Origin of the sequence: Stenotrophomonas sp. TWI169 (assembly GCF_039674705.1) — a bacterium.
Classification (GTDB): domain Bacteria; phylum Pseudomonadota; class Gammaproteobacteria; order Xanthomonadales; family Xanthomonadaceae; genus Stenotrophomonas; species Stenotrophomonas maltophilia_P.
Genome location: NZ_JBDJOB010000002.1, coordinates 56,810 through 75,860, shown reverse-complemented (window position 1 = coordinate 75,860; position 19,051 = coordinate 56,810). Strand labels below are relative to the sequence as shown.

At 66.0% G+C, this 19,051-nt stretch carries 13 protein-coding genes; 9 read left to right on the top strand and 4 right to left on the bottom strand.

Going from position 1 to position 19,051, the window contains the following annotated elements; translation table 11 throughout:
• Positions 1 to 34: 34 nt before the first annotated feature.
• Entirely contained in the window at positions 35 to 1,156 is a 1,122-nt protein-coding gene (locus ABE543_RS02050; protein ID WP_346475224.1) for a 4-oxalomesaconate tautomerase, read from the bottom strand.
• 109 nt (positions 1,157 to 1,265) lie between these two features.
• Here ABE543_RS02050 and ABE543_RS02045 point away from each other — a divergent pair, with 109 nt between their 5' ends.
• From ABE543_RS02045 to ABE543_RS02030, 4 genes are all read left to right on the top strand, one after another.
• A complete protein-coding gene (locus ABE543_RS02045; protein WP_053519987.1) occupies positions 1,266 to 2,168 on the top strand; it encodes a LysR family transcriptional regulator in 903 nt (300 codons plus the stop codon).
• A gap of 172 nt (positions 2,169 to 2,340) precedes the next feature.
• The gene (acnA, locus tag ABE543_RS02040; protein ID WP_193396855.1) at positions 2,341 to 5,094 is read left to right on the top strand and encodes an aconitate hydratase AcnA; all 2,754 of its coding nucleotides are present in this window, start codon (positions 2,341 to 2,343) and stop codon (positions 5,092 to 5,094) included.
• 307 nt (positions 5,095 to 5,401) lie between these two features.
• Positions 5,402 to 5,776 carry a type II toxin-antitoxin system Phd/YefM family antitoxin gene (locus ABE543_RS02035; RefSeq protein WP_053520391.1) on the top strand — a complete coding sequence of 125 codons (375 nt, stop codon included), beginning with the start codon at positions 5,402 to 5,404 and terminating at the stop codon, positions 5,774 to 5,776.
• Positions 5,776 to 6,408 (top strand): AAA family ATPase, encoded by a 633-nt coding sequence (locus ABE543_RS02030; RefSeq protein WP_263178122.1) that lies wholly within the window; start codon positions 5,776 to 5,778, stop codon positions 6,406 to 6,408. Before ABE543_RS02035 ends, ABE543_RS02030 begins: the two co-directional genes overlap by 1 nt.
• 21 nt (positions 6,409 to 6,429) lie before the next feature.
• On the opposite strand, the gene ABE543_RS02025 is transcribed toward ABE543_RS02030, so the two are convergent.
• Positions 6,430 to 7,980 (bottom strand): BCCT family transporter, encoded by a 1,551-nt coding sequence (locus ABE543_RS02025; RefSeq protein WP_053520389.1) that lies wholly within the window; start codon positions 7,978 to 7,980, stop codon positions 6,430 to 6,432.
• 169 nt (positions 7,981 to 8,149) lie between these two features.
• Here ABE543_RS02025 and betI point away from each other — a divergent pair, with 169 nt between their 5' ends.
• From betI to ABE543_RS02000, 5 genes are all read left to right on the top strand, one after another.
• Positions 8,150 to 8,740: a transcriptional regulator BetI gene (gene betI / locus ABE543_RS02020; protein ID WP_053520388.1), complete on the top strand. Its 591-nt coding sequence runs from the start codon at positions 8,150 to 8,152 to the stop codon at positions 8,738 to 8,740.
• Between the two features lie 40 nt (positions 8,741 to 8,780).
• Entirely contained in the window at positions 8,781 to 10,253 is a 1,473-nt protein-coding gene (betB, locus tag ABE543_RS02015) for a betaine-aldehyde dehydrogenase (RefSeq protein WP_262218555.1), read from the top strand.
• 88 nt (positions 10,254 to 10,341) lie between these two features.
• Positions 10,342 to 12,024 carry a choline dehydrogenase gene (betA, locus tag ABE543_RS02010; RefSeq protein WP_053520386.1) on the top strand — a complete coding sequence of 561 codons (1,683 nt, stop codon included), beginning with the start codon at positions 10,342 to 10,344 and terminating at the stop codon, positions 12,022 to 12,024.
• 213 nt (positions 12,025 to 12,237) lie between these two features.
• Positions 12,238 to 13,914: a long-chain fatty acid--CoA ligase gene (locus tag ABE543_RS02005; RefSeq protein WP_065175618.1), complete on the top strand. Its 1,677-nt coding sequence runs from the start codon at positions 12,238 to 12,240 to the stop codon at positions 13,912 to 13,914.
• Between the two features lie 205 nt (positions 13,915 to 14,119).
• Positions 14,120 to 14,989 (top strand): crotonase/enoyl-CoA hydratase family protein, encoded by an 870-nt coding sequence (locus ABE543_RS02000; protein ID WP_053520223.1) that lies wholly within the window; start codon positions 14,120 to 14,122, stop codon positions 14,987 to 14,989.
• A 12-nt stretch (positions 14,990 to 15,001) separates the two neighbouring features.
• On the opposite strand, the gene ABE543_RS01995 is transcribed toward ABE543_RS02000, so the two are convergent.
• Positions 15,002 to 17,716: a response regulator gene (locus ABE543_RS01995; RefSeq protein WP_322522772.1), complete on the bottom strand. Its 2,715-nt coding sequence runs from the start codon at positions 17,714 to 17,716 to the stop codon at positions 15,002 to 15,004.
• 1 nt (position 17,717) lies between these two features.
• Positions 17,718 to 18,857 carry a two-component system response regulator gene (locus ABE543_RS01990; protein ID WP_053520222.1) on the bottom strand — a complete coding sequence of 380 codons (1,140 nt, stop codon included), beginning with the start codon at positions 18,855 to 18,857 and terminating at the stop codon, positions 17,718 to 17,720.
• Positions 18,858 to 19,051: the final 194 nt, after the last annotated feature.

Below are 19,051 nucleotides of genomic sequence, written 5' to 3'. Positions count from 1 at the left end.
CACGCGCATCTGCGCGGCCCCGACCGGTTTCAGGTCATGCCGCTGAGGTCCATTGGCGGGCTTCGGTGGAATGGGTTTCGGCAGTGCCAGGCGAAGTCGCGAACACGCGCCCTTCGAACAGGCGGCGCGCGGTACGGACCACGCTGGCAACGACCGGCGCATCGTCCGAGCTGCGGCTCAGGCCCACTTCCAGCAGGCCGCTCGGATGTTCGAGGGTAATGCTGCCCGGCATCGGCAGGCATCCGACGAAAGTGTTGGCCAGGGTGCCGGGCGTGACTGCGGCGGTGGCCAGACCGACCGCGCCGGTGATGGCAAGCGCGGTGTGGCATTGGTGGGGCATGAAGTAGCGCACCTGCAGGTCGCCGCCCTGCTGCGGTGCGGAAAGCAGCACTGGCTTGGGAATCACCTTGCTGCCCGCGTCTGCGATGCCCATGCGCGTACCCGCCTCGATGCGCATCGCTTCCAACCGCGCCAGCAGCGCATGATCCGCGTTCAGTTCCGCCGGCGAGGCGTCACCGCGGACACCCATATCGGCCGCGCGCACCATCATCATCGGCATCGCGCAATCCACCAGGCTGACGGCGATGCCGTCGATCATATCCTGCGGCCGCCCACTGGGCAGCAGCCGGCCGGTACGTGCACCGGCCGCATCGAGGAAGGCCAGGCGGACCGGCGCGGCAGCGCCAGGCGCGCCCGCGATACGCGTGTCGCCCCGATAGGCCACCTGGCCGTTCGGGGTTTCCACCGTGGCCACGATCAGCTTGCCGGTGTTGACGTTGTGGATGCGCACTTCGGTGCGCGGGTGGCGCGCAGGAACCAGTCCGCGTTCGATCGCGAAGGGACCGACCGCCGCCAGCATGTTGCCGCAGTTGGGGGTGGTATCCACCACCCGCTGCTCGACCCGGACCTGCGCGAACAGATAGTCGACATCGGCATCGGCGCGGCTGGCGGGGCTGACGATCGCCACCTTGCTGGTCAGCGCATTGCCACCGCCGATGCCATCGATCTGCAGCGGATGGCCCGAGCCCATCACCTCCAGCAGCAGCTGGTCACGCAGGCCGGCGTCGGCCGGCAGGTCCGAGGCCAGGAAGAACGGCCCCTTGGACGTGCCGCCACGCATGAGGACGCAGGGGATACTGAGCAGATCGTTCGACATACGTGTGCTAGATTGATGCGTATAGGGGATGAATGACCCCTCTGTGATTCGATACTGGCATGAGCCGGATTGATCTGTGAATTGCTGATTTTTGGATGATTGATACCGTATGAGCATCAATTGCGAAATCCTCGATCTGCGCGCGTTCCTGCTCGTCGCCGAGACGCGCAGCTTCCATCGCGCCGCTGAAACCCTGCACGTCTCGCAGCCCGCGCTCAGCCGCCGGATCCAGAAGCTGGAGCAGGCCGTCGGCTCACCGCTGCTCGAACGCACCACCCGCAGCGTCAGCACCACCGCGGTCGGCGAGAACCTGCTGCCGCTGGTACGGCGCATGCTGGAGGAATTCGATGGTTCGCTGTTCTCGCTGCGCGGGCACGACGACACGCGCGGCGCCACGGTCACCATCGCCTGCCTGCCCACCGCGGCGTTCTACTTCCTGCCCAGTGTCATGGCACGCTTCCACGACGCGCATCCGCACGTCCGCTTCCGCATCCTCGACATTCCCGCCACCGAGGGGTTGCAGGCAGTGGAACGCGGCGAAGTGGAGTTCGGCATCAATTTCATGGGTGCCAACGATCCCAACCTGGATTTCGATGTACTGGCCGAGGACCCGTTCGTGCTGGCCTGCCGCCGCGATCATCCGCTGGCCCGCAAGCGCCGCGTGGAATGGGCCGATCTTGCCCAGCACCAGCTGATCACCGTGCATCGCACCAGTGGCAACCGGACCCTGCTCGATGGCGCCCTCGCCCGTGAGAACCTGAAGCTGAGCTGGCATTACGAAGTGACCCACCTGTCCACCTCCCTGGGCATGGTCGAGGCCGGGATCGGCGTGTCGGTGCTGCCGAAGATGGCTACCCCGGACGGCGACCATCCCATCCTGGTGACCCGGCCGATCGGCAATCCGGTGGTCTCGCGCACCATCGGCATCGTGCGCCGCCGTGGTGCCCTGCTCTCGCCCACGGCCGAACGCTTCCTGCAGATGCTGATGAGCCAGTGGCGGGGCAAGCCGTGACATCGGCACTACATACAGCCATGTAACCTTGCGTCCTGCGCCGAGGACGTTCCCGGCCGCGCCGGCTCCGCCATACTGGCGGGGATCCGGTGGCGGAGAGCCCCGGCATACGCAAGCAGGTCCGTCCATGCACGGGCCACTGCAAGCCATCCGCAAGAAGGAGTCATCCCGCATGAGCGATTCGTTCTCCACCCGCAGCCAGCTGGACGTCGGCGGCAAGACCTACGACTACTTCAGCCTGCCCACACTGGGCCAGCGCTTCGACATCTCCCACCTTCCCTACTCGATGAAGATCCTGCTGGAGAATCTGCTCCGGCACGAAGACGGCGGCGTCACCGTCGGCAAGGAGCACATCGAGGCCGTTGCCCGCTGGAGCCCGGCGGCCGAGCCGGACACCGAAATCGCCTTCATGCCCGCGCGCGTGGTCCTGCAGGACTTCACCGGCGTACCGTGTGTCGTCGATCTGGCCGCCATGCGCGATGCGGTGGTCAAGCTGGGTGGCAAGCCGGAACAGATCAACCCGCAGATCCCTTCGGAACTGGTGATCGACCATTCGGTACAGGTCGATGTGTTCGGCAAGCCGGACGCGCTCGATCTCAATGGCAAGATCGAATTCCAGCGCAACCAGGAACGCTACGGGTTCCTGCGCTGGGGCCAGAAGGCGTTCGACAACTTCAAGGTGGTGCCGCCCAACACCGGCATCGTCCACCAGGTGAACCTAGAGAACCTGGCCCGCGTGGTGATGACCGCGGACAAGGATGGCAGGGCCGTGGCCTACCCGGACACCGTGTTCGGTACTGACAGCCACACCACGATGATCAACGGCATCGGCGTGCTTGGCTGGGGCGTGGGCGGCATCGAAGCCGAAGCGGCCATGCTGGGCCAGCCGTCGTCGATGCTGATCCCGCAGGTGGTCGGCTTCAAGCTCACCGGCCGGCTGCCTGAGGGCGCCACCGCCACCGACCTGGTGCTGACCGTCACCCAGATGCTGCGCAAGCTGGGCGTGGTCGGCAAGTTCGTCGAATTCTATGGCGATGGCCTGCAGCACCTGCCACTGGCCGACCGCGCCACGATCGGCAACATGGCACCGGAATACGGCGCCACCTGCGGCATCTTCCCGATCGACGCCGAATCACTGAACTACCTGCGCCTGTCCGGTCGCAGCGAAGAACAGATCGAACTGGTCGAGGCCTACGCCAAGGCGCAGGGCCTGTGGCACGAACCGGACAGCCCCCATGCCCAGTACAGCACCACGCTGGAGCTGGACATGGGCACGGTGAAGCCGTCACTGGCCGGACCGAAGCGCCCGCAGGACCGCGTGCTGCTGGAAGACGTGCAGAAGAACTACCGCGAAGCCCTGGTCGGCCTGACCAGCAACCGCGACAAGCGCAGCGACGATGTGGCCTCCTTCCTCAACGAGGGCGGCGGCACCGCGGTCGGCAACGAACAGCTGGCCAAGGGCTTCGCCGACATCGAGATCGAAGGCCGGAAGGTCCGCCTGAAGGATGGCGCGGTGGTCATCGCCGCGATCACCTCCTGTACCAACACGTCCAACCCGGCGGTGATGATCGGTGCCGGCCTGCTGGCGCGCAACGCGGCGGCCAAGGGCCTGGATCGCAAGCCCTGGGTGAAGACTTCGCTGGGCCCAGGCTCGCGCGTGGTCACCGACTATCTGGAAAAGGCCGGGGTGCTGAAGGAGCTGGAGAAGATCGGCTTCTACGTGGTCGGCTACGGCTGCACCACCTGCATCGGCAACTCCGGCCCGCTGCCGACCGAGGTCAGTGCGGGCATCGCCGCCGGTGACCTGGTGGTGACCTCCGTGCTGTCGGGCAACCGTAATTTCGAAGGCCGCGTGCATCCCGAAGTGAAAATGAACTACCTGGCCAGCCCGCCACTGGTGGTCGCCTACGCCATCGCCGGCACCACCGACATCGATCTGACCACCCAGCCGCTGGGCACCGGCAGCGACGGCCAGCCGGTCTACCTGCGCGACATCTGGCCGAGCAACAAGGAAATCGGCGATGTCATCGCCGCCACCATCGGCCCGGAGATGTTCAAGCAGAACTACGCCGACGTGTTCAAGGGCGATACGCGCTGGAACACCATCGCCTCGCCGGACGGCAATCTGTACGAGTGGAGCGATGACTCCACCTACATCAAGAACCCGCCGTACTTCGATGGCATGACCATGCAGACCGGCAGCATCGACGACGTGCATGGCGCGCGTGTGATGGGTCTGTTCGGCGACTCGATCACCACCGACCATATCTCGCCGGCCGGCAACATCAAGAAGGATTCGCCCGCGGGGCGTTACCTGCAGGCCCGGGGCGTGCAGCCCGCCGACTTCAACAGCTACGGCAGCCGCCGCGGCAATGATGACGTGATGGTCCGCGGCACCTTCGCCAACATCCGCATCAAGAACCTGATGTTCGGCGGCGAGGAGGGTGGCAACACCCTGTACTACCCGGCCGGCGGTGGTCAGCCGGAGAAGCTGGCGATCTACGACGCGGCGATGAAGTACAAGGCCGACAAGGTGCCGCTGGTCGTGCTGGCCGGGAAGGAGTACGGCACCGGTTCGTCGCGCGACTGGGCCGCCAAGGGCACCCTGCTGCTGGGCGTGAAGGCGGTCATCGCCGAGAGCTTCGAACGCATCCACCGCTCCAACCTGGTCGGCATGGGCGTGCTGCCGCTGCAGTTCCGCAATGGTGAGAACGCGCAGTCGCTGGGGCTGGATGGCTCGGAAGTCATCGATATCACCGGCCTGGAAGACGGTGCCAGCAAGCGCGCCGCGGTCACCGCGACCCGGGCCGATGGCACGCAGAAGCGCTTCGAGGTGTCGGTGATGCTGCTGACACCGAAGGAAGTGGAATACTTCCGCCACGGCGGCCTGTTGCAGTACGTGCTGCGTCAGCTGGCTGCCCGCTGACCCGGCGCGCGGCATCCGGCGGGCGGAAGCCCGGCCCCGGCGTCACCGCCGGGGCGCTGCGGAGGCGCGCGAACCGGTGGTTCGCAACCGCGCCTCCTCGCCCACCACGGCGGCCTGCTGCAGTACGTGCTGCGTCAGCTGGCTGCCCGCTGACCCGGCGCGCGGCATCCGGCGGGCGGAAACCCGGCCCCGGCGTTACCGCCGGGGCCGAATCGCCCATGAATCATATTTTTGATATTTTTCACCATTCATGCAATTTGCATGAAACAGGCGTAAGGTGATCGCACAGGTCCCCTGGAGCACCGCCATGCTGCACGCCCCCGTCCGCTTCGACCCGATCAACGAGCTGACCCACACCACCGCCTCGTCGGTGAAGGAACACTGGCGCAAGGTCATGCAGGAAGTGCGCGACCAGCACATGGTGGTGGTCACCAATCACAACGAACCGCAGGCCGTGATCGTTTCCATCGAGCAGTACCGTGCGCTGCAGGCCAAGGTCGAAGCGCTGGAAAGCTCGCTGGAGGAACTGCGTGGGCAGGACCCGGCCCTGGCGGATCTGCGTGCCGGCTTCGACCAGCGCCTGGCGGTGCTGCAGCACGCCCAGGCCGGTGATGCTGCACGCGCGCTGCTGCGTCGCCCTGCCCGCCTGAAGGGCCAGGTCAAGGCGGGCACGGGCCACTGATGCCACGCCCGTTCCTGTATGTGCTTGCCGGCGTCAATGGCGCCGGCAAGAGTTCGGTGGGTGGCCACGTGCTGCGCGAAGCCGGCCTGGAATGGTTCAACCCCGATACGTTCGCCCGCGGGCTGCGCGAGCGGGCCGGCCTGGACCCCATGGAGGCCAATGCCGAAGCCTGGCAGGAGGGTGTCAACCGTATCCGCGACGCCCTGGATCACGCCCGTAACCATGCCTTCGAGACCACGCTGGGGGGCAACTCGATCACCGCTCTGCTGCGTGAGGCCAGCCGCACCCATGACGTGCTGATGTGGTTCTGTGGACTGTCCAGCCCGGAGCAGCACATCGCCCGGGTACGCGCACGGGTGCAGGCCGGTGGCCACCCCATTTCCGAAGTCGACATCCGCCGCCGCTGGCCGCTGGCGCAGCAGAACCTGATCGGGCTGATGCCGGTGCTGGCGCAGCTGCAGGTCTACGACAACAGCGCCGACGCCGCGCCGGGCGAGGCCGTGCCCGATCCACAGCTGCTGCTGCAGATGGAGGACGGCCACCTGCAATGGCCGGCCGCCGATGACCTGCGGCAGCTGCAGCGCACGCCCCCATGGGCGACAGCTCTGCTGGAAGCCGCCCTGCGCCTGTAATGCCAAGGGCCGGCACTGCGCTCAGCGCCGCGGCGCGTCCGGATCGGTGCGCAATGCGCGCAGCAGGCCCAGCATGTAGAACGCCAAGGTGAACGAGAACGGTAGACCGCACAGGACCACGGCCGTCTGCATCGCGCTGAAGTTGCCCGCCAGCAGCAGGCCGATGCTGGCCACGGTGATGCCCACCGCCCAGAACACGCGCAGCCAGATCGGCGCATCGTGACCATCCTCCACCCCGTCGTCGACACGGCGGGTGCACAGGTTGGCGATCATCAGCGTGCCCGAATCGACCGGGGTCAGGAACAGTACGAAACCGATCACCACTGCGGCACCGGCTACATAGGGTGCGCCGGGCAGGTACTCCAGCAGCTTGAACAGGGTCATCGCTGCATCGTGCTGCGCCACCTGCCCCAGCACCGCCTGGCCATGGTTGAGCACCAGGTCGATGGCGGTGTTGCCGAAGATCGACAGCCACGCCAGCGTGAAGCCGAGCGGTATCAATAGCACGCCCATCACGACCTCGCGGATGGTGCGGCCGCGCGAGATGCGTGCCACGAACAGGCCCACGAACGGCGCCCAGGCGATCCACCACGCCCAGTAGAACAGCGTCCAGGAACCCATCCAGGCGCGGCCCTGCGGATCGTTGAGATACATGTCGAAGCTCTTGCGCACGAATGCGCCGAGATAGTCGCCCGTGTTCTGCACCAGGCCATCGAACAGATGCAGGGTCGGGCCGGTAACCAGCACGAACAGCAACAGCGCGCACAACAGGCGCACGTTGAGGTTGGACAGCCAAGCGATGCCCTTCTCGACCCCCGCCACCACGCCGATGGTGGCCACCACCATCATCACCAGCACGATCGCGACCAGTACCTGCGGTGTATCCGGAATGTGGAACAGATAGACCAGGCCGGACTGCAGCACCAGCGCACCGATGCCGAGATTGGTGACCATGGAGATCAGCGTGGCGAGAATGCCGAAGCCATCGACCATGTCGCCGATGCGGCCATGGATGCGCTCACCGAAGATCGGATACAGCGCCGAGCGCAATGCCAGCGGCAGGTTGCGGCGATAGGCGAAATAGCCCAGCGCCACCCCGACCAGCGCGTACAGCGCCCAGCCATGCAGGCCCCAGTGCAGGAAGGTCAGCACCATCGCCTCGCGCCCGGCCGCCACCGTGCCGCCCGGCTGGCCCGGCGGGTTGAGGAAATGGTCCAGCGGCTCATAGGCGCCGTAGTACAGCAGTGCGATACCGATACCCGCCGAGAACAGCATCGACACCCACGCGACGTAGCCGAAGGCGGGCGATTCCTCGTTGTGGCCCAGGCGGATACGGCCATAGGGCGAGAACGCCAGCCACAGCACGAATCCCAGGCACAGCACGACCAGCAGCATGTACCACGCGCCGAACGCAGCCGAGACTTCGGCCTGCGCCCATTGCAGCCAGTGCTCGCTGGCATCGGGATAGAGGACGGTGAGCAGCCCGAGAATGCCGATCGACACCGAGGAGCTGAGGAAGACAAAGCGGTTCAAGCGCAGGGGCGAGCGCTTGGGGTGAGCCTGGGAAGACATGGGATCGTCTCATCAGTCCGAAGGAGCACATGGGCGGGGCCGGACCGGGAAACCGGGCCCATGGCGTGGGGCGCGAGCGCATCCTAGGGTTTATTGATTGAACGTTCAATCAATAAAAAGCATAATGATGGCCAACCCGACGCCTCGGGTCGCAATCCGTGGAGAGACAATGCCGAAGAAGGGCGTGGAGCCGGTCCGTCGCGAACAGTTGATCCGGGCCACTTTCCAGACCATCGACGAGATGGGCATGGCCGATGCCACCGTCGCCACCATCGCCAGGAAGGCCGGGCTGTCCAGCGGCATCGTCGCCCATTACTTCGGCGACAAGGACGGCCTGCTCAACGCTGCGATGCGGCAGATCCTGCGCGAATTGCGGGACGCGGTCGCCCGCTGCCGGGCCGGGGTCGGCGACGATCCCCGCGACCAGCTGCGCGCCATCGTCGATGGCAACTTCGATGACAGCCAGATCAATGGCACCGCGATGCGTGTCTGGCTCACCTTCTGGGCCGCGAGCATGCACCAGCCGGAACTGGCGCGCCTGCAGCATGCCAACGACCAGCGCCTGTTCTCCAACCTGTGCCACCAGTTCAACCGCGTGCTGCCACGCCCACAGGCACGCCTCGCCGCCCGCGGCCTGGCCGCGATGATCGATGGCCTCTGGCTGCGCGGCAGCCTGGTCGGCGGCGCCTTCGATGCTGACAAGGCCCGACGCATCGCCTACGGCTACATCGACTTCCAGTTGCAGGCCGACGCGCTATAAGCGCTTTCAGCTTCCCGCCCCCTTTCGAGGAGTACGCCCCATGACCACCCTGCCCGTCCAACAGCTCTACATCCATGGCCGCCGGGTCGATGCCACCAGCGGCAAGACCTTCGCCACGGTCAACCCCGCCACCGGTGAGGTCATCGCCGAGGTGCAGGTCGCCAGCCAGGCCGACGTCGAACGCGCCGTCGAAAGCGCCACCGAAGGCCAGAAGGCATGGGCGGCAATGACCGCCATGGAACGTTCGCGCATCCTGCGCCGCGCCGTGGAGATCCTGCGCGAGCGCAATGACGAACTGGCCCGCCTGGAAACGCTCGATACCGGCAAGGCGCTGGCGGAAACCACCACGGTGGACATCGTCACCGGCGCCGATGTGCTGGAGTATTACGCCGGCCTGGCGACCGCCATCGAAGGCATCCAGCTGCCGCTGCGCGAATCCAGCTTCTTCTACACCCGCCGTGAACCGCTGGGCGTGGTCGCCGGCATCGGTGCCTGGAACTACCCGATCCAGATCGCCCTGTGGAAGTCGGCGCCGGCACTGGCCGCCGGCAATGCGATGGTGTTCAAGCCGTCCGAGGTCACGCCGCTGACCGCCCTCCGGCTTGCCGAGATCTACACCGAAGCCGGCGTGCCGGCCGGCGTGTTCAATGTCGTGCAGGGCCCCGGTCGCGAAATCGGCAACTGGCTCACCGAACATCCGGTGATCGAGAAGATCTCCTTCACCGGCGGCGTGGCCACCGGCAAGAAGGTGATGGCTGCAGCCGCCTCCTCCTCGCTGAAGGAAGTGACCATGGAACTGGGCGGCAAATCGCCGCTGGTGATCTGCGATGACGCCGATCTCGACCGCGCCGCCGACATCGCGGTGATGGCCAATTTCTTCAGCTCCGGCCAGGTGTGCACCAATGGCACCCGCGTGTTTGTGCCGCGCGGCATGCTGGCCGCGTTCGAGGCCGCCGTGGTCGAGCGCGTCAAGCGCATCCGCATCGGCGATCCGATGGCCGCGGACACCAACTTCGGCCCGCTGACCAGCTTCCCGCACATGGAGAACGTGCTGCGCTACATCGAAAGCGGCAAGACCGAAGGCGCGCGCCTGCTGATCGGCGGCGGCCGTGCCACCGACGGCACGCTGGCCCAGGGCGCCTATGTGCTGCCGACCGTGTTCTCCGACTGCCGCGACGACATGACCATCGTCAAGGAAGAGATCTTCGGGCCGGTCATGAGCATCCTTGCCTATGACAGCGAAGATGAAGTGGTCCGCCGCGCCAACGACACCACCTTCGGCCTCGCCGCCGGCGTGGTCAGCAAGGACATCAGCCGCGCCCACCGCATCATCCATCGCCTGGAAGCCGGCATCTGCTGGATCAACACCTGGGGCGAATCGCCAGCCGAAATGCCGGTGGGTGGCTACAAGGAGTCCGGTGTCGGCCGCGAGAACGGCCTCTCGACCCTGGGCCACTACACCCGCATCAAGTCGGTGCAGGTCGAACTGGGCGACTACGCCAGCGTGTTCTGAGCCGCGCCCCTCGTCCGGCCACCGCGCCGATCCGACATTCCGCCGGGACGCCTGTTTGCAGCGTGTCCCGGCCTGAAGGAGAACAACCATGAGCACCCATAACGAGTACGACTACATCATCATCGGCGCCGGTTCGGCCGGCAACGTGCTGGCCACCCGCCTGACCGAAGATGCCGATGTGAGCGTACTGCTGCTGGAAGCGGGTGGCCCGGACTACCGGCTCGACTTCCGCACCCAGATGCCGGCGGCGCTGGCGTTTCCGCTGCAGGGCAAGCGCTACAACTGGGCCTACAAGACCGATCCAGAGCCCTTCATGAACAACCGCCGCATGGACTGCGGCCGTGGCAAGGGCCTGGGCGGTTCGTCGCTGATCAACGGCATGTGCTACATCCGCGGCAACGCGATGGACTACGACAACTGGGCGAGCATGCCCGGCCTGGACGACTGGACCTATCTGGACTGCCTGCCCTACTTCCGCAAGGCCGAGACCCGCGACATCGGCCCCAACGATTACCACGGGGGCGATGGCCCGCTGCGGGTGACCACCCCCAAGGCCGGCAACAACGAACTGTTCGCAGCCATGGTTGAAGCCGGCGTGCAGGCAGGCTATCCGCGCACCGATGACCTCAACGGCTACCAGCAGGAAGGCTTCGGCCCGATGGACCGCACGGTCACGCCGAAGGGCCGCCGCTCCAGCACCGCCCGCGGCTATCTGGATCTGGCCAGGCCGCGCCCGAACCTGACCATCGTCACCCACGCGCTGACCGACCGCATCCTGTTCTCCGGCAAGCGCGCGGTGGGCGTGCAGTGGCTGCGCAACGACCAGCCGCAGCGTGCCACTGCCCGCCGCGAGGTGCTGTTGTGCGGCGGCGCCATCGCCTCGCCACAGATCCTGCAGCGCTCCGGCGTGGGCCCGGCCGATCTGCTGCGCAGCCTCGACATCGACCTGGTGCATCACCTGCCGGGCGTCGGCGCCAATCTGCAGGATCACCTGGAGATGTATCTCCAGTACGAATGCAAGAAGCCGGTCTCGCTGGCGCCGGCGCTGAAGCTGTACAACCAGCCGGCAATCGGCGCTGAATGGCTGTTCCTGGGCACCGGTATCGGCGCCAGCAACCAGTTCGAGGCCGGCGGCTTCATCCGCAGCGATGCCGAGTTCGACTGGCCCAACCTGCAGTATCACTTCCTGCCGGTGGCCATCAACTACAACGGGTCCAATCCGATCAAGGCACACAGCTTCCAGATGCATGTCGGCTCGATGCGCTCGCCCAGCCGTGGCCGCATCCATGTCCGCTCCAAGGATCCGCGCGAGCATCCGAGCATCCTGTTCAACTACATGTCGCACGACCAGGACTGGCGCGAGTTCCGCGCGGCGATCCGCATCACCCGCGAGATCTTCGCGCAGCCGGCACTGGCTCCATACAGCGGCCGCGAGATTTCGCCGGGCAGTGCACTGCAGACCGATGCGCAGATCGACGCGTTCGTCCGTGAGCATGCTGAAACGGCATACCACCCGTCCTGCTCCAACAAGATGGGCCACGCCGATGATCCGATGGCGGTGGTGGACGGCCAGGGCCGCGTGCATGGTCTGGAGGCCCTGCGCATCGTCGACGCCTCGATCATGCCGCAGGTGGTGACCGGCAATCTCAACGCGCCGACCATCATGATCGCCGAAAAGCTCGCCGACGTGATCCGCGGCCGTGCGCCGCTGCCCCGCAGCACCGCGCCCTACTACAAGGCCAATGGTGCGCCGGTGCGCAGGCAGGGCTGAGCACCGCACGCACCCTGAAACACCCGCCGGGCATGGCCCAGCGCTGCCAGCTCGGTGGCGCGGGGCCATGCCCGGCGGCATTTGACGCGATCGCACAGGCCGTCGCGCGATGCCCTCTTCGCGTTTCCCCTACGGCGGGGTATGCTGCAATGACCGGCCGCTGTCAGTACGCTCAGGGTCGGACCCAACAATCACGATTCCTGGAGGGGGAATATGAGTCTGGATCGTCCCTGGCTGCAGAGCTATCCGAAAGGCGTTCCCGCCGAGATCGACGTCAACGAGTTCCATTCGGTAGCCTCCGTCTTCGACGCCTCCGTCGCCAAGTACCGCGACCGCCCCGCCTACTCCAGTTTCGGCAAGGTCCTCACCTATGGCGAGACCGATGCGCTGGTTGACCAGTTCGCGGCCTACCTGCTGGGTGAGCTCAAGCTCAAGAAGGGCGACCGCGTCGCCCTGATGATGCCCAACTGCCTGCAGTACCCGGTCGCCACCTTCGGCGTGCTGCGTGCGGGCCTGACCGTGGTCAACGTCAACCCGCTGTATACCGCACGCGAACTCAAGCATCAGCTGGTCGACGCCGGCGCCTCGGTGCTGGTGGTGGTCGACAACTTCGGCGACACCGTCCAGCAGGTCATCGCCGACACGCCGGTCAGGCAGGTGGTCACCACCGGCCTGGGCGATCTGCTCGGCGCGAAGGGCGCGATCGTCAACTTCGTGCTGAAGTACGTTAAGAAGATGGTGCCCAACTATCACGTGAAGGGCGCCATCCGCTTCAAGCAGGCACTCAAGCTCGGCAGCCGCCACACCCTGCCCGAGGTCGAGATCGACCACGACGACGTGGCGTTCCTGCAGTACACCGGCGGCACCACCGGCGTGGCCAAGGGCGCGATGCTGACCAACCGCAACCTGATCGCCAACATGCAGCAGGCCTCGGCATGGCTGTCGACCTCCGGCATCGAGCCGGGCAAGGAAGTGATCATCACCGCGCTGCCGCTGTACCACATCTTCGCGTTGACCGCGAACGGTCTGGTCTTCATGAAGTTCGGCGGCTGCAATCATCTGATCACCAATCCGCGCGACATGAAGGGCTTCGTCAAGGAGCTCAAGGGCACGCGCTTCACCGCCATCACCGGCGTCAACACGCTGTTCAACGGTCTGCTCAATACGCCCGGTTTCGATGAGATCGATTTCTCGTCGGTGAAGTTCACCCTGGGCGGCGGCATGGCGGTGCAGCGCGCTGTGGCCGAGCGCTGGAAGAAGGTTACCGGGGTGACGTTGGTCGAGGCCTACGGCCTGACCGAAACCTCGCCCGCCGCCTGCATCAACCCGCTTACCCTGCCGGAGTACAACGGCTCCATCGGCCTGCCGATCCCGTCCACCGATGCGTGCATCAAGGACGACAACGGCAACATCCTGCCACTGGGTGAGGTGGGCGAGCTGTGCATCAAGGGCCCGCAGGTGATGAAGGGCTACTGGCAGCGCCCCGAAGAGACCGCCCAGGCGATCGACAGTGACGGCTGGCTGCATACCGGCGACATGGCGAAGATGGATGAACGGGGTTTCTTCTACATCGTCGACCGCAAGAAGGACATGATCCTGGTGTCCGGCTTCAATGTGTATCCGAACGAGGTCGAAGACGTCATCGCGATGATGCCGGGCGTGCTGGAAGTGGCCGCGGTCGGCGTGCCGGACGAGAAGTCCGGCGAAGTGGTCAAGGTGGTGATCGTGAAGAAGGATCCGAACCTGACCGCCGAAATGGTCAAGGAGCATGCCCGGGCAAATCTGACCGGTTACAAGCACCCGCGCATCGTGGAGTTCCGCAAGGAACTGCCGAAGACCAATGTCGGCAAGATCCTCCGTCGCGAGCTGCGCGATACGCCCGCGCAGTAAGGGTTTCCACGGTTCGACGCAGATCAGGGCCCCGCCGGCGACGGCGGGGCCCTTTTCGTTGGCGGCCAGCGCGGGCGGCGGCCGCTTGCAGGCGGTTCACGAGCGGTGCATAGAATCACTCGCCACCGCACGTTCCGCCCACTCCCTCACATTCCATCTCTCCGTCCGCTCTGCGGTTGGCCGGACGGTCACTCGGAGAACACCCATGTCTGCAGTACGCCCCATCATCACCCGTCCGTCGCAGCACCCGACCCTGCGCATCACCGAGGAAACCGAACGGGATGTCTACTGGATCCACATGCATGCCAACCTGGTCAACCAGCCGGGCCGCCCGTGCTTTGCCTCACGCCTGGTAGACGACATCGTCGACTATCAGCGTGAACTGGGAGACCGTCTCAGTGCCGCCCACGTTCTCTCGCCTCACGTGGTCCTGGCCTCCGATAGTGACGTATTCAACCTGGGCGGCGACCTGGAACTGTTCTGCCGGCTGATCCGCGAGGGCGACCGTGCCCGCCTGCTCGACTATGCGCAGCGCTGCGTGCGCGGCGTGCATGCGTTCCACGCCGGGCTGGGCGCACGCGCCCACAGCATCGCGCTGGTCCAGGGCAATGCACTGGGCGGCGGCTTCGAGGCCGCGCTGAGCTGCCATACCATCGTCGCCGAAGAAGGCGTGCTGATGGGACTGCCGGAGGTGCTGTTCGACCTGTTCCCGGGCATGGGCGCCTACTCCTTCCTGTGCCAGCGGGTCAGCCCGCGGCTGGCCGAGAAGATCATGCTGGAGGGCAACCTCTTCACCGCCCGGCAGTTGAAGGACATGGGCCTGGTGGATGTCGTCGTGCCGGTGGGCGAAGGCGTTGCGGCGGTCGAACAGGTGATCCGGGACAGCCGGCGCATTCCGCACGCCTGGGCGGCGATGCGCGAAGTGAACGAGATCGCCACCATGGTGCCGCTGCACGAAATGATGCGCATCACCGAGATCTGGGTCGACACCGCCATGCAGCTGGGCGAGAAGTCGCTGCGGACCATGGACCGGCTGGTCCGCGCCCAGGCCCGCCGCAATGGCGAGGCGGGCTGACAGACCTGGCGGTCAGGAGGGCGTGCGTTCCCCGTCGTCGCGTTGCTGGATGCCTGCGACGCGGGACGCCAGAGCTTTCCTGCCGATGCGCAGTGCACCTGCCAGGCTGGACAGGCGCATTGTCCACTCGGCCTTCAATTGCCAGTCGGCCATGCGCATCATCTCGCCACTGGCGGCAGCAACCTGGACCAGGCCCAGGTTGCTCGCCACGCCACGCAGGGCGTGGGCGTGTTCGCGGAAGTCCTCCCAGTCCAGCCGCTCGCCACAGGCCTGCATCTGCGCCATGCTCGCGTCCACATCGACCAGGCACTGGTCGATGAACTTGCGTTCGAAGCCATCGCCCATGCCCAGTGACGCCAGCTCGTCCAGCACGGCGGTGTCGAGTACGCCGTCACCGACCTCCATGGCCGGTACCGACTGGATGCCCGGCTCGGTACGCGTGTTGGCGGCCACATCGGCCAACACCTCCAGCAGACGCGTCGCGACGACCGGCTTGGCCAGGAATGCACGTGCACCTGCCTGCTCACAGCGCAGGATGGATTCCGGGGTGACATCGGCGCTGAGCACCATCACCGGCACATACGGCAGGCCACTGGCCTGCATCACCCGCAGCTGCTTGAGCAGGTCCAGGCCGCTCATTCCGGGCATGTGCAGATCAACGATGGCTGCGTCGTAATTGGCCTGCTCGAGAGCGTCGAGCACCTCGACCCCACCATTGACGCATGTGACCTTGTGGCCGGCCTTCTCGAGCAACCGCTGCAGCACCATGCGGTTGGCGGCATGGTCATCGGCAACCAGCACCCGCAGGCTGCGTACACGGGCCCGATGGCGCAGGAATGGATTGGAGAACGCAATGACGTTTCCGCCCTCCGGCAGCTCGCCCTGCACGTCCGGCGTCGGCGCCACGTCCAGCGCGATTTCCACCCAGAACACGCTGCCGCGCGGCGTGTTCGGCAGGTAACCGACCTGCCCGCCCATCGATTCGACCAGCCCCTTGGCGATCGCCGTACCCAGTCCAGTGCCTTCATGGCGGCGGGCCAGGCCGACGTCGGCCTGCTCGAAGGCGTTGAACAGGCGGCTGCGCAGGGCCACGGGTACGCCGATGCCGCTGTCGAGGATCTCGAAACGCAGCCGGGCACGCTCGCTGCCACGCTCGTCATGGCTGCTGACACGCAGATGGACGAAGCCACTGTCGGTGAACTTCACCGCGTTGCCCATCAGATTCAGCAGAATCTGCTGCAGATGGCCGGCGTCGCCGAACAACCGTGGCGGAACGTTGTCGTCCACGTCGACGCGATACTCCAATGACTTGGAACGCGTCTGCGGGGTGAGGATCAGGTTGATCGCCTGCAGCACGTCGGCCAGCGCGAACTCATGCCATTCCACCCGGACCTTGCCGGCCTCGATCGCCGAGATGTCCAGCACCTCCTCCACCAGCGCCAGCAGGCTGCGGGTGGACGCCTGGATGGTACTGAGGCACTCGCGCTGCTCCTCATCTAGTCGCGTGGTGGCCAGCACTTCGGTCATGCCGGCCAGGCCGTTGAGCGGCGTACGGAATTCGTGGCTCATGTTCGCCAGGAAACGGCTCTTGGCCTCGTTGGCCTGGCGCGCTTCGGCCACCGCACGGGTCAAGGCATGCAGCAGCGAATCGAAGTACAGCGGAATCGCGCCCAGGCCCAGAAGCAGGCCCCAGCCGAGGTAGTCGTGGCTGCGCCAGTAGGGCGACAGCATCACGGTACACAGGAAAGCCAGGCACCCCATTGCGGTTGCCACCCGCAGGTAGGTGCTGCCGTAGCGCATGCCGTTGCCGATCGTGACCCACAGCATCACCGCGTACAGCGGAGCTGCCGGCTCACCCTGGATGGTCATGATCCAGGCCATGCAGGTGTAGTCGGTCAGCATGCCGATCACGCGGCGGACGTGTGACACCCCGGGATCGACCAGGATCGCCACCAGCAGGCCCGCCGAGATGGCCAGCTCGAAGGCGAGGATCAGCCACGTCGTGGTCAGCGTCTCGCCACCCGCGCTCAGGTAGCGCCAGCCGAGATAGCTGATGAACAGCGCGGTGATCACGATGCGGATCAGGTTCTGCGCGTGCTCGCTGTCCTCGCGTCCGGACAGCCGTTGCTTCACCCGGGCCAGCAGCGACCGGGCCGGGGAGGATTCAACGGCAGGAGTGTCCATGGGGGGATGTCGCATCCGTCGTCGCAACAGGGAGGAGCAGCACAGCGGAACCGCCACCAGGCCCAGCCACAGGGGCACGGCCAGGCTGGGGTTGTCACGCCAATACGGTGTCAACAACACGGTGGTACCGAAGCTGACCAGGGCCATGGCGATCGCCACGCCCAGGTAGCGGTTGCCGAAGCGCAGGCCATTGCCCACCGTGACCCACATCACCACCGCATAGACCCAGGCCAGAGGCTCGCCCATCTGCACCATGCCGACCGTCATCAACCCATAGTCGGCGACCATGCCGACCACCCTGCGCGCATCGGAGCGCCCCGGCTTCCACAGCAACCAGGCGAACAGCAGCAGGGATATCGACAGCCCGGTCAGCACGGTCACGAGCACGCCCTGGTACTGCTCCAGGCGATGCATCCGGGCCCCGGACAGCAGTACGTAAACCAGGATCAGCGAGATCAGCGCGATCCGCACTATCACCTGCCCGTGCTCGGAGTCGGGCCGCTGCGACAGCCGGCGCTTCAGCCGTGCGAACAGGTCCTGCATCTCATCCACCCGGTCGCGTGGAGGCCGTCGAGTGCTGCGCGCAGATGTCCAGCAGTTGCTGGCGGCCCCGCAGCAGCGCATCCACGCAGCGGGGGTCGAACAGGCGGCCACGCTGGGCATACAGATAGGCCAGCGTTGCTTCCATCGTCCAGGCTTCCTTGTATGGACGCGGGGAAATCAGGGCGTCGAAGACATCGGCGACGGCAACGATGCGCGCTTCCAGTGGAATCGCTTCGCCTACCAGCCCATCGGGGTAACCACTGCCGTCGTAGCGTTCATGGTGGCGCAGCGCGATCAGCGCACCGACCTGGATGAAGCGGTTCTGGCTGCCGCTGAGCAGTTCATGGCCGATGCGCGGGTGACGGCGCATGATCGCCAGCTCCTCTTCATTGAGCTTGCCCTGCTTGAGCAGCACCGCATCCGGTATGGCGATCTTGCCCATGTCGTGCAGGGGCGCCGCCATCTCGATCAGCCGCACCTCGTCTTCCGGCAGGCCCAGCTGCTCGGCGATAAGCCCGGCCACGCGGGCCATCCGCTCCAGGTAGGCACTGGTGCCGGCGTCACGAAACTCGATCGCACGAGCCAATCGCGACAAGGTCTCGCGCTCCCGCTCCTCGACCTCGTGCATGCTGGCGAGCAGGCGCTGTTCCAGTGACAGCGCGCGCTGTTTCACGTTCTCGGTCTGCTGGCGCAGCTGCAGCAGGTTGTAGCAGCGCGCCCGCAGTTCGCGCGGGCGGATCGGCTTGACCAGGAAGTCGATCACGCCTGCCTCCAGCGCGGCCTGCCGGATCGGCTCGTCGCCCACCACGGTGATCAGGATCACGGGGATGTCGCGATGTTTGGGCAGGCGCCGGAAGCGGCGGGCGAATTCCAGCCCGTCCATTTCCGGCATGCGGTAGTCGAGCAGCAGCAGGTCGACCGGGTGCGATTCGCACCAGGCCAGCGCGGTCAGGGGATCGCCGAAGTCATGCACGCTCAGTTCCGGCGCGATGTCCTCGATGACGTGCCGCAGCATCGTCCGCGCGGAGGTCTGGTCATCGACGATGACGATGTTCAACGTGTACTCCGCCTGGTTTCTCGACCACGCTTGGTCATCAGCAGGCGTGGAAACGCTGCCGCTGCGCACGCTGGCACCCTGCATCGGACTGACTCCCGTGTCATGCGTCCCGGTTCATGATCGTGGTCACATTGTGAAGCGGGCTCTCCACATTGCGCTCTTCCCCGTCACCGATCAAGCCATAGCCGGCGTCAAGGTAGTGCAATTACGATACGCCGAGTGCCAGAGACGTCAATTGCGCCGTCCCGTTTCGGGACGGCGCGCACAAACGGGAGTCA

Coding starts and splice junctions, on each gene's coding strand:
- ABE543_RS02050 (WP_346475224.1), bottom strand. CDS start 1,156: ATGTCGAACGATCTGCTCAGTATCCCCTGCGTCCTCATGCGTGGCGGC.
- ABE543_RS01990 (WP_053520222.1), bottom strand. CDS start 18,857: ATGCAGGGTGCCAGCGTGCGCAGCGGCAGCGTTTCCACGCCTGCTGAT.
- ABE543_RS02025 (WP_053520389.1), bottom strand. CDS start 7,980: ATGTCTTCCCAGGCTCACCCCAAGCGCTCGCCCCTGCGCTTGAACCGC.
- betI (WP_053520388.1), top strand. CDS start 8,150: ATGCCGAAGAAGGGCGTGGAGCCGGTCCGTCGCGAACAGTTGATCCGG.
- acnA (WP_193396855.1), top strand. CDS start 2,341: ATGAGCGATTCGTTCTCCACCCGCAGCCAGCTGGACGTCGGCGGCAAG.
- ABE543_RS02045 (WP_053519987.1), top strand. CDS start 1,266: ATGAGCATCAATTGCGAAATCCTCGATCTGCGCGCGTTCCTGCTCGTC.
- ABE543_RS02005 (WP_065175618.1), top strand. CDS start 12,238: ATGAGTCTGGATCGTCCCTGGCTGCAGAGCTATCCGAAAGGCGTTCCC.
- ABE543_RS02030 (WP_263178122.1), top strand. CDS start 5,776: ATGCCACGCCCGTTCCTGTATGTGCTTGCCGGCGTCAATGGCGCCGGC.
- betB (WP_262218555.1), top strand. CDS start 8,781: ATGACCACCCTGCCCGTCCAACAGCTCTACATCCATGGCCGCCGGGTC.
- ABE543_RS01995 (WP_322522772.1), bottom strand. CDS start 17,716: ATGCAGGACCTGTTCGCACGGCTGAAGCGCCGGCTGTCGCAGCGGCCC.
- ABE543_RS02000 (WP_053520223.1), top strand. CDS start 14,120: ATGTCTGCAGTACGCCCCATCATCACCCGTCCGTCGCAGCACCCGACC.
- betA (WP_053520386.1), top strand. CDS start 10,342: ATGAGCACCCATAACGAGTACGACTACATCATCATCGGCGCCGGTTCG.
- ABE543_RS02035 (WP_053520391.1), top strand. CDS start 5,402: ATGCTGCACGCCCCCGTCCGCTTCGACCCGATCAACGAGCTGACCCAC.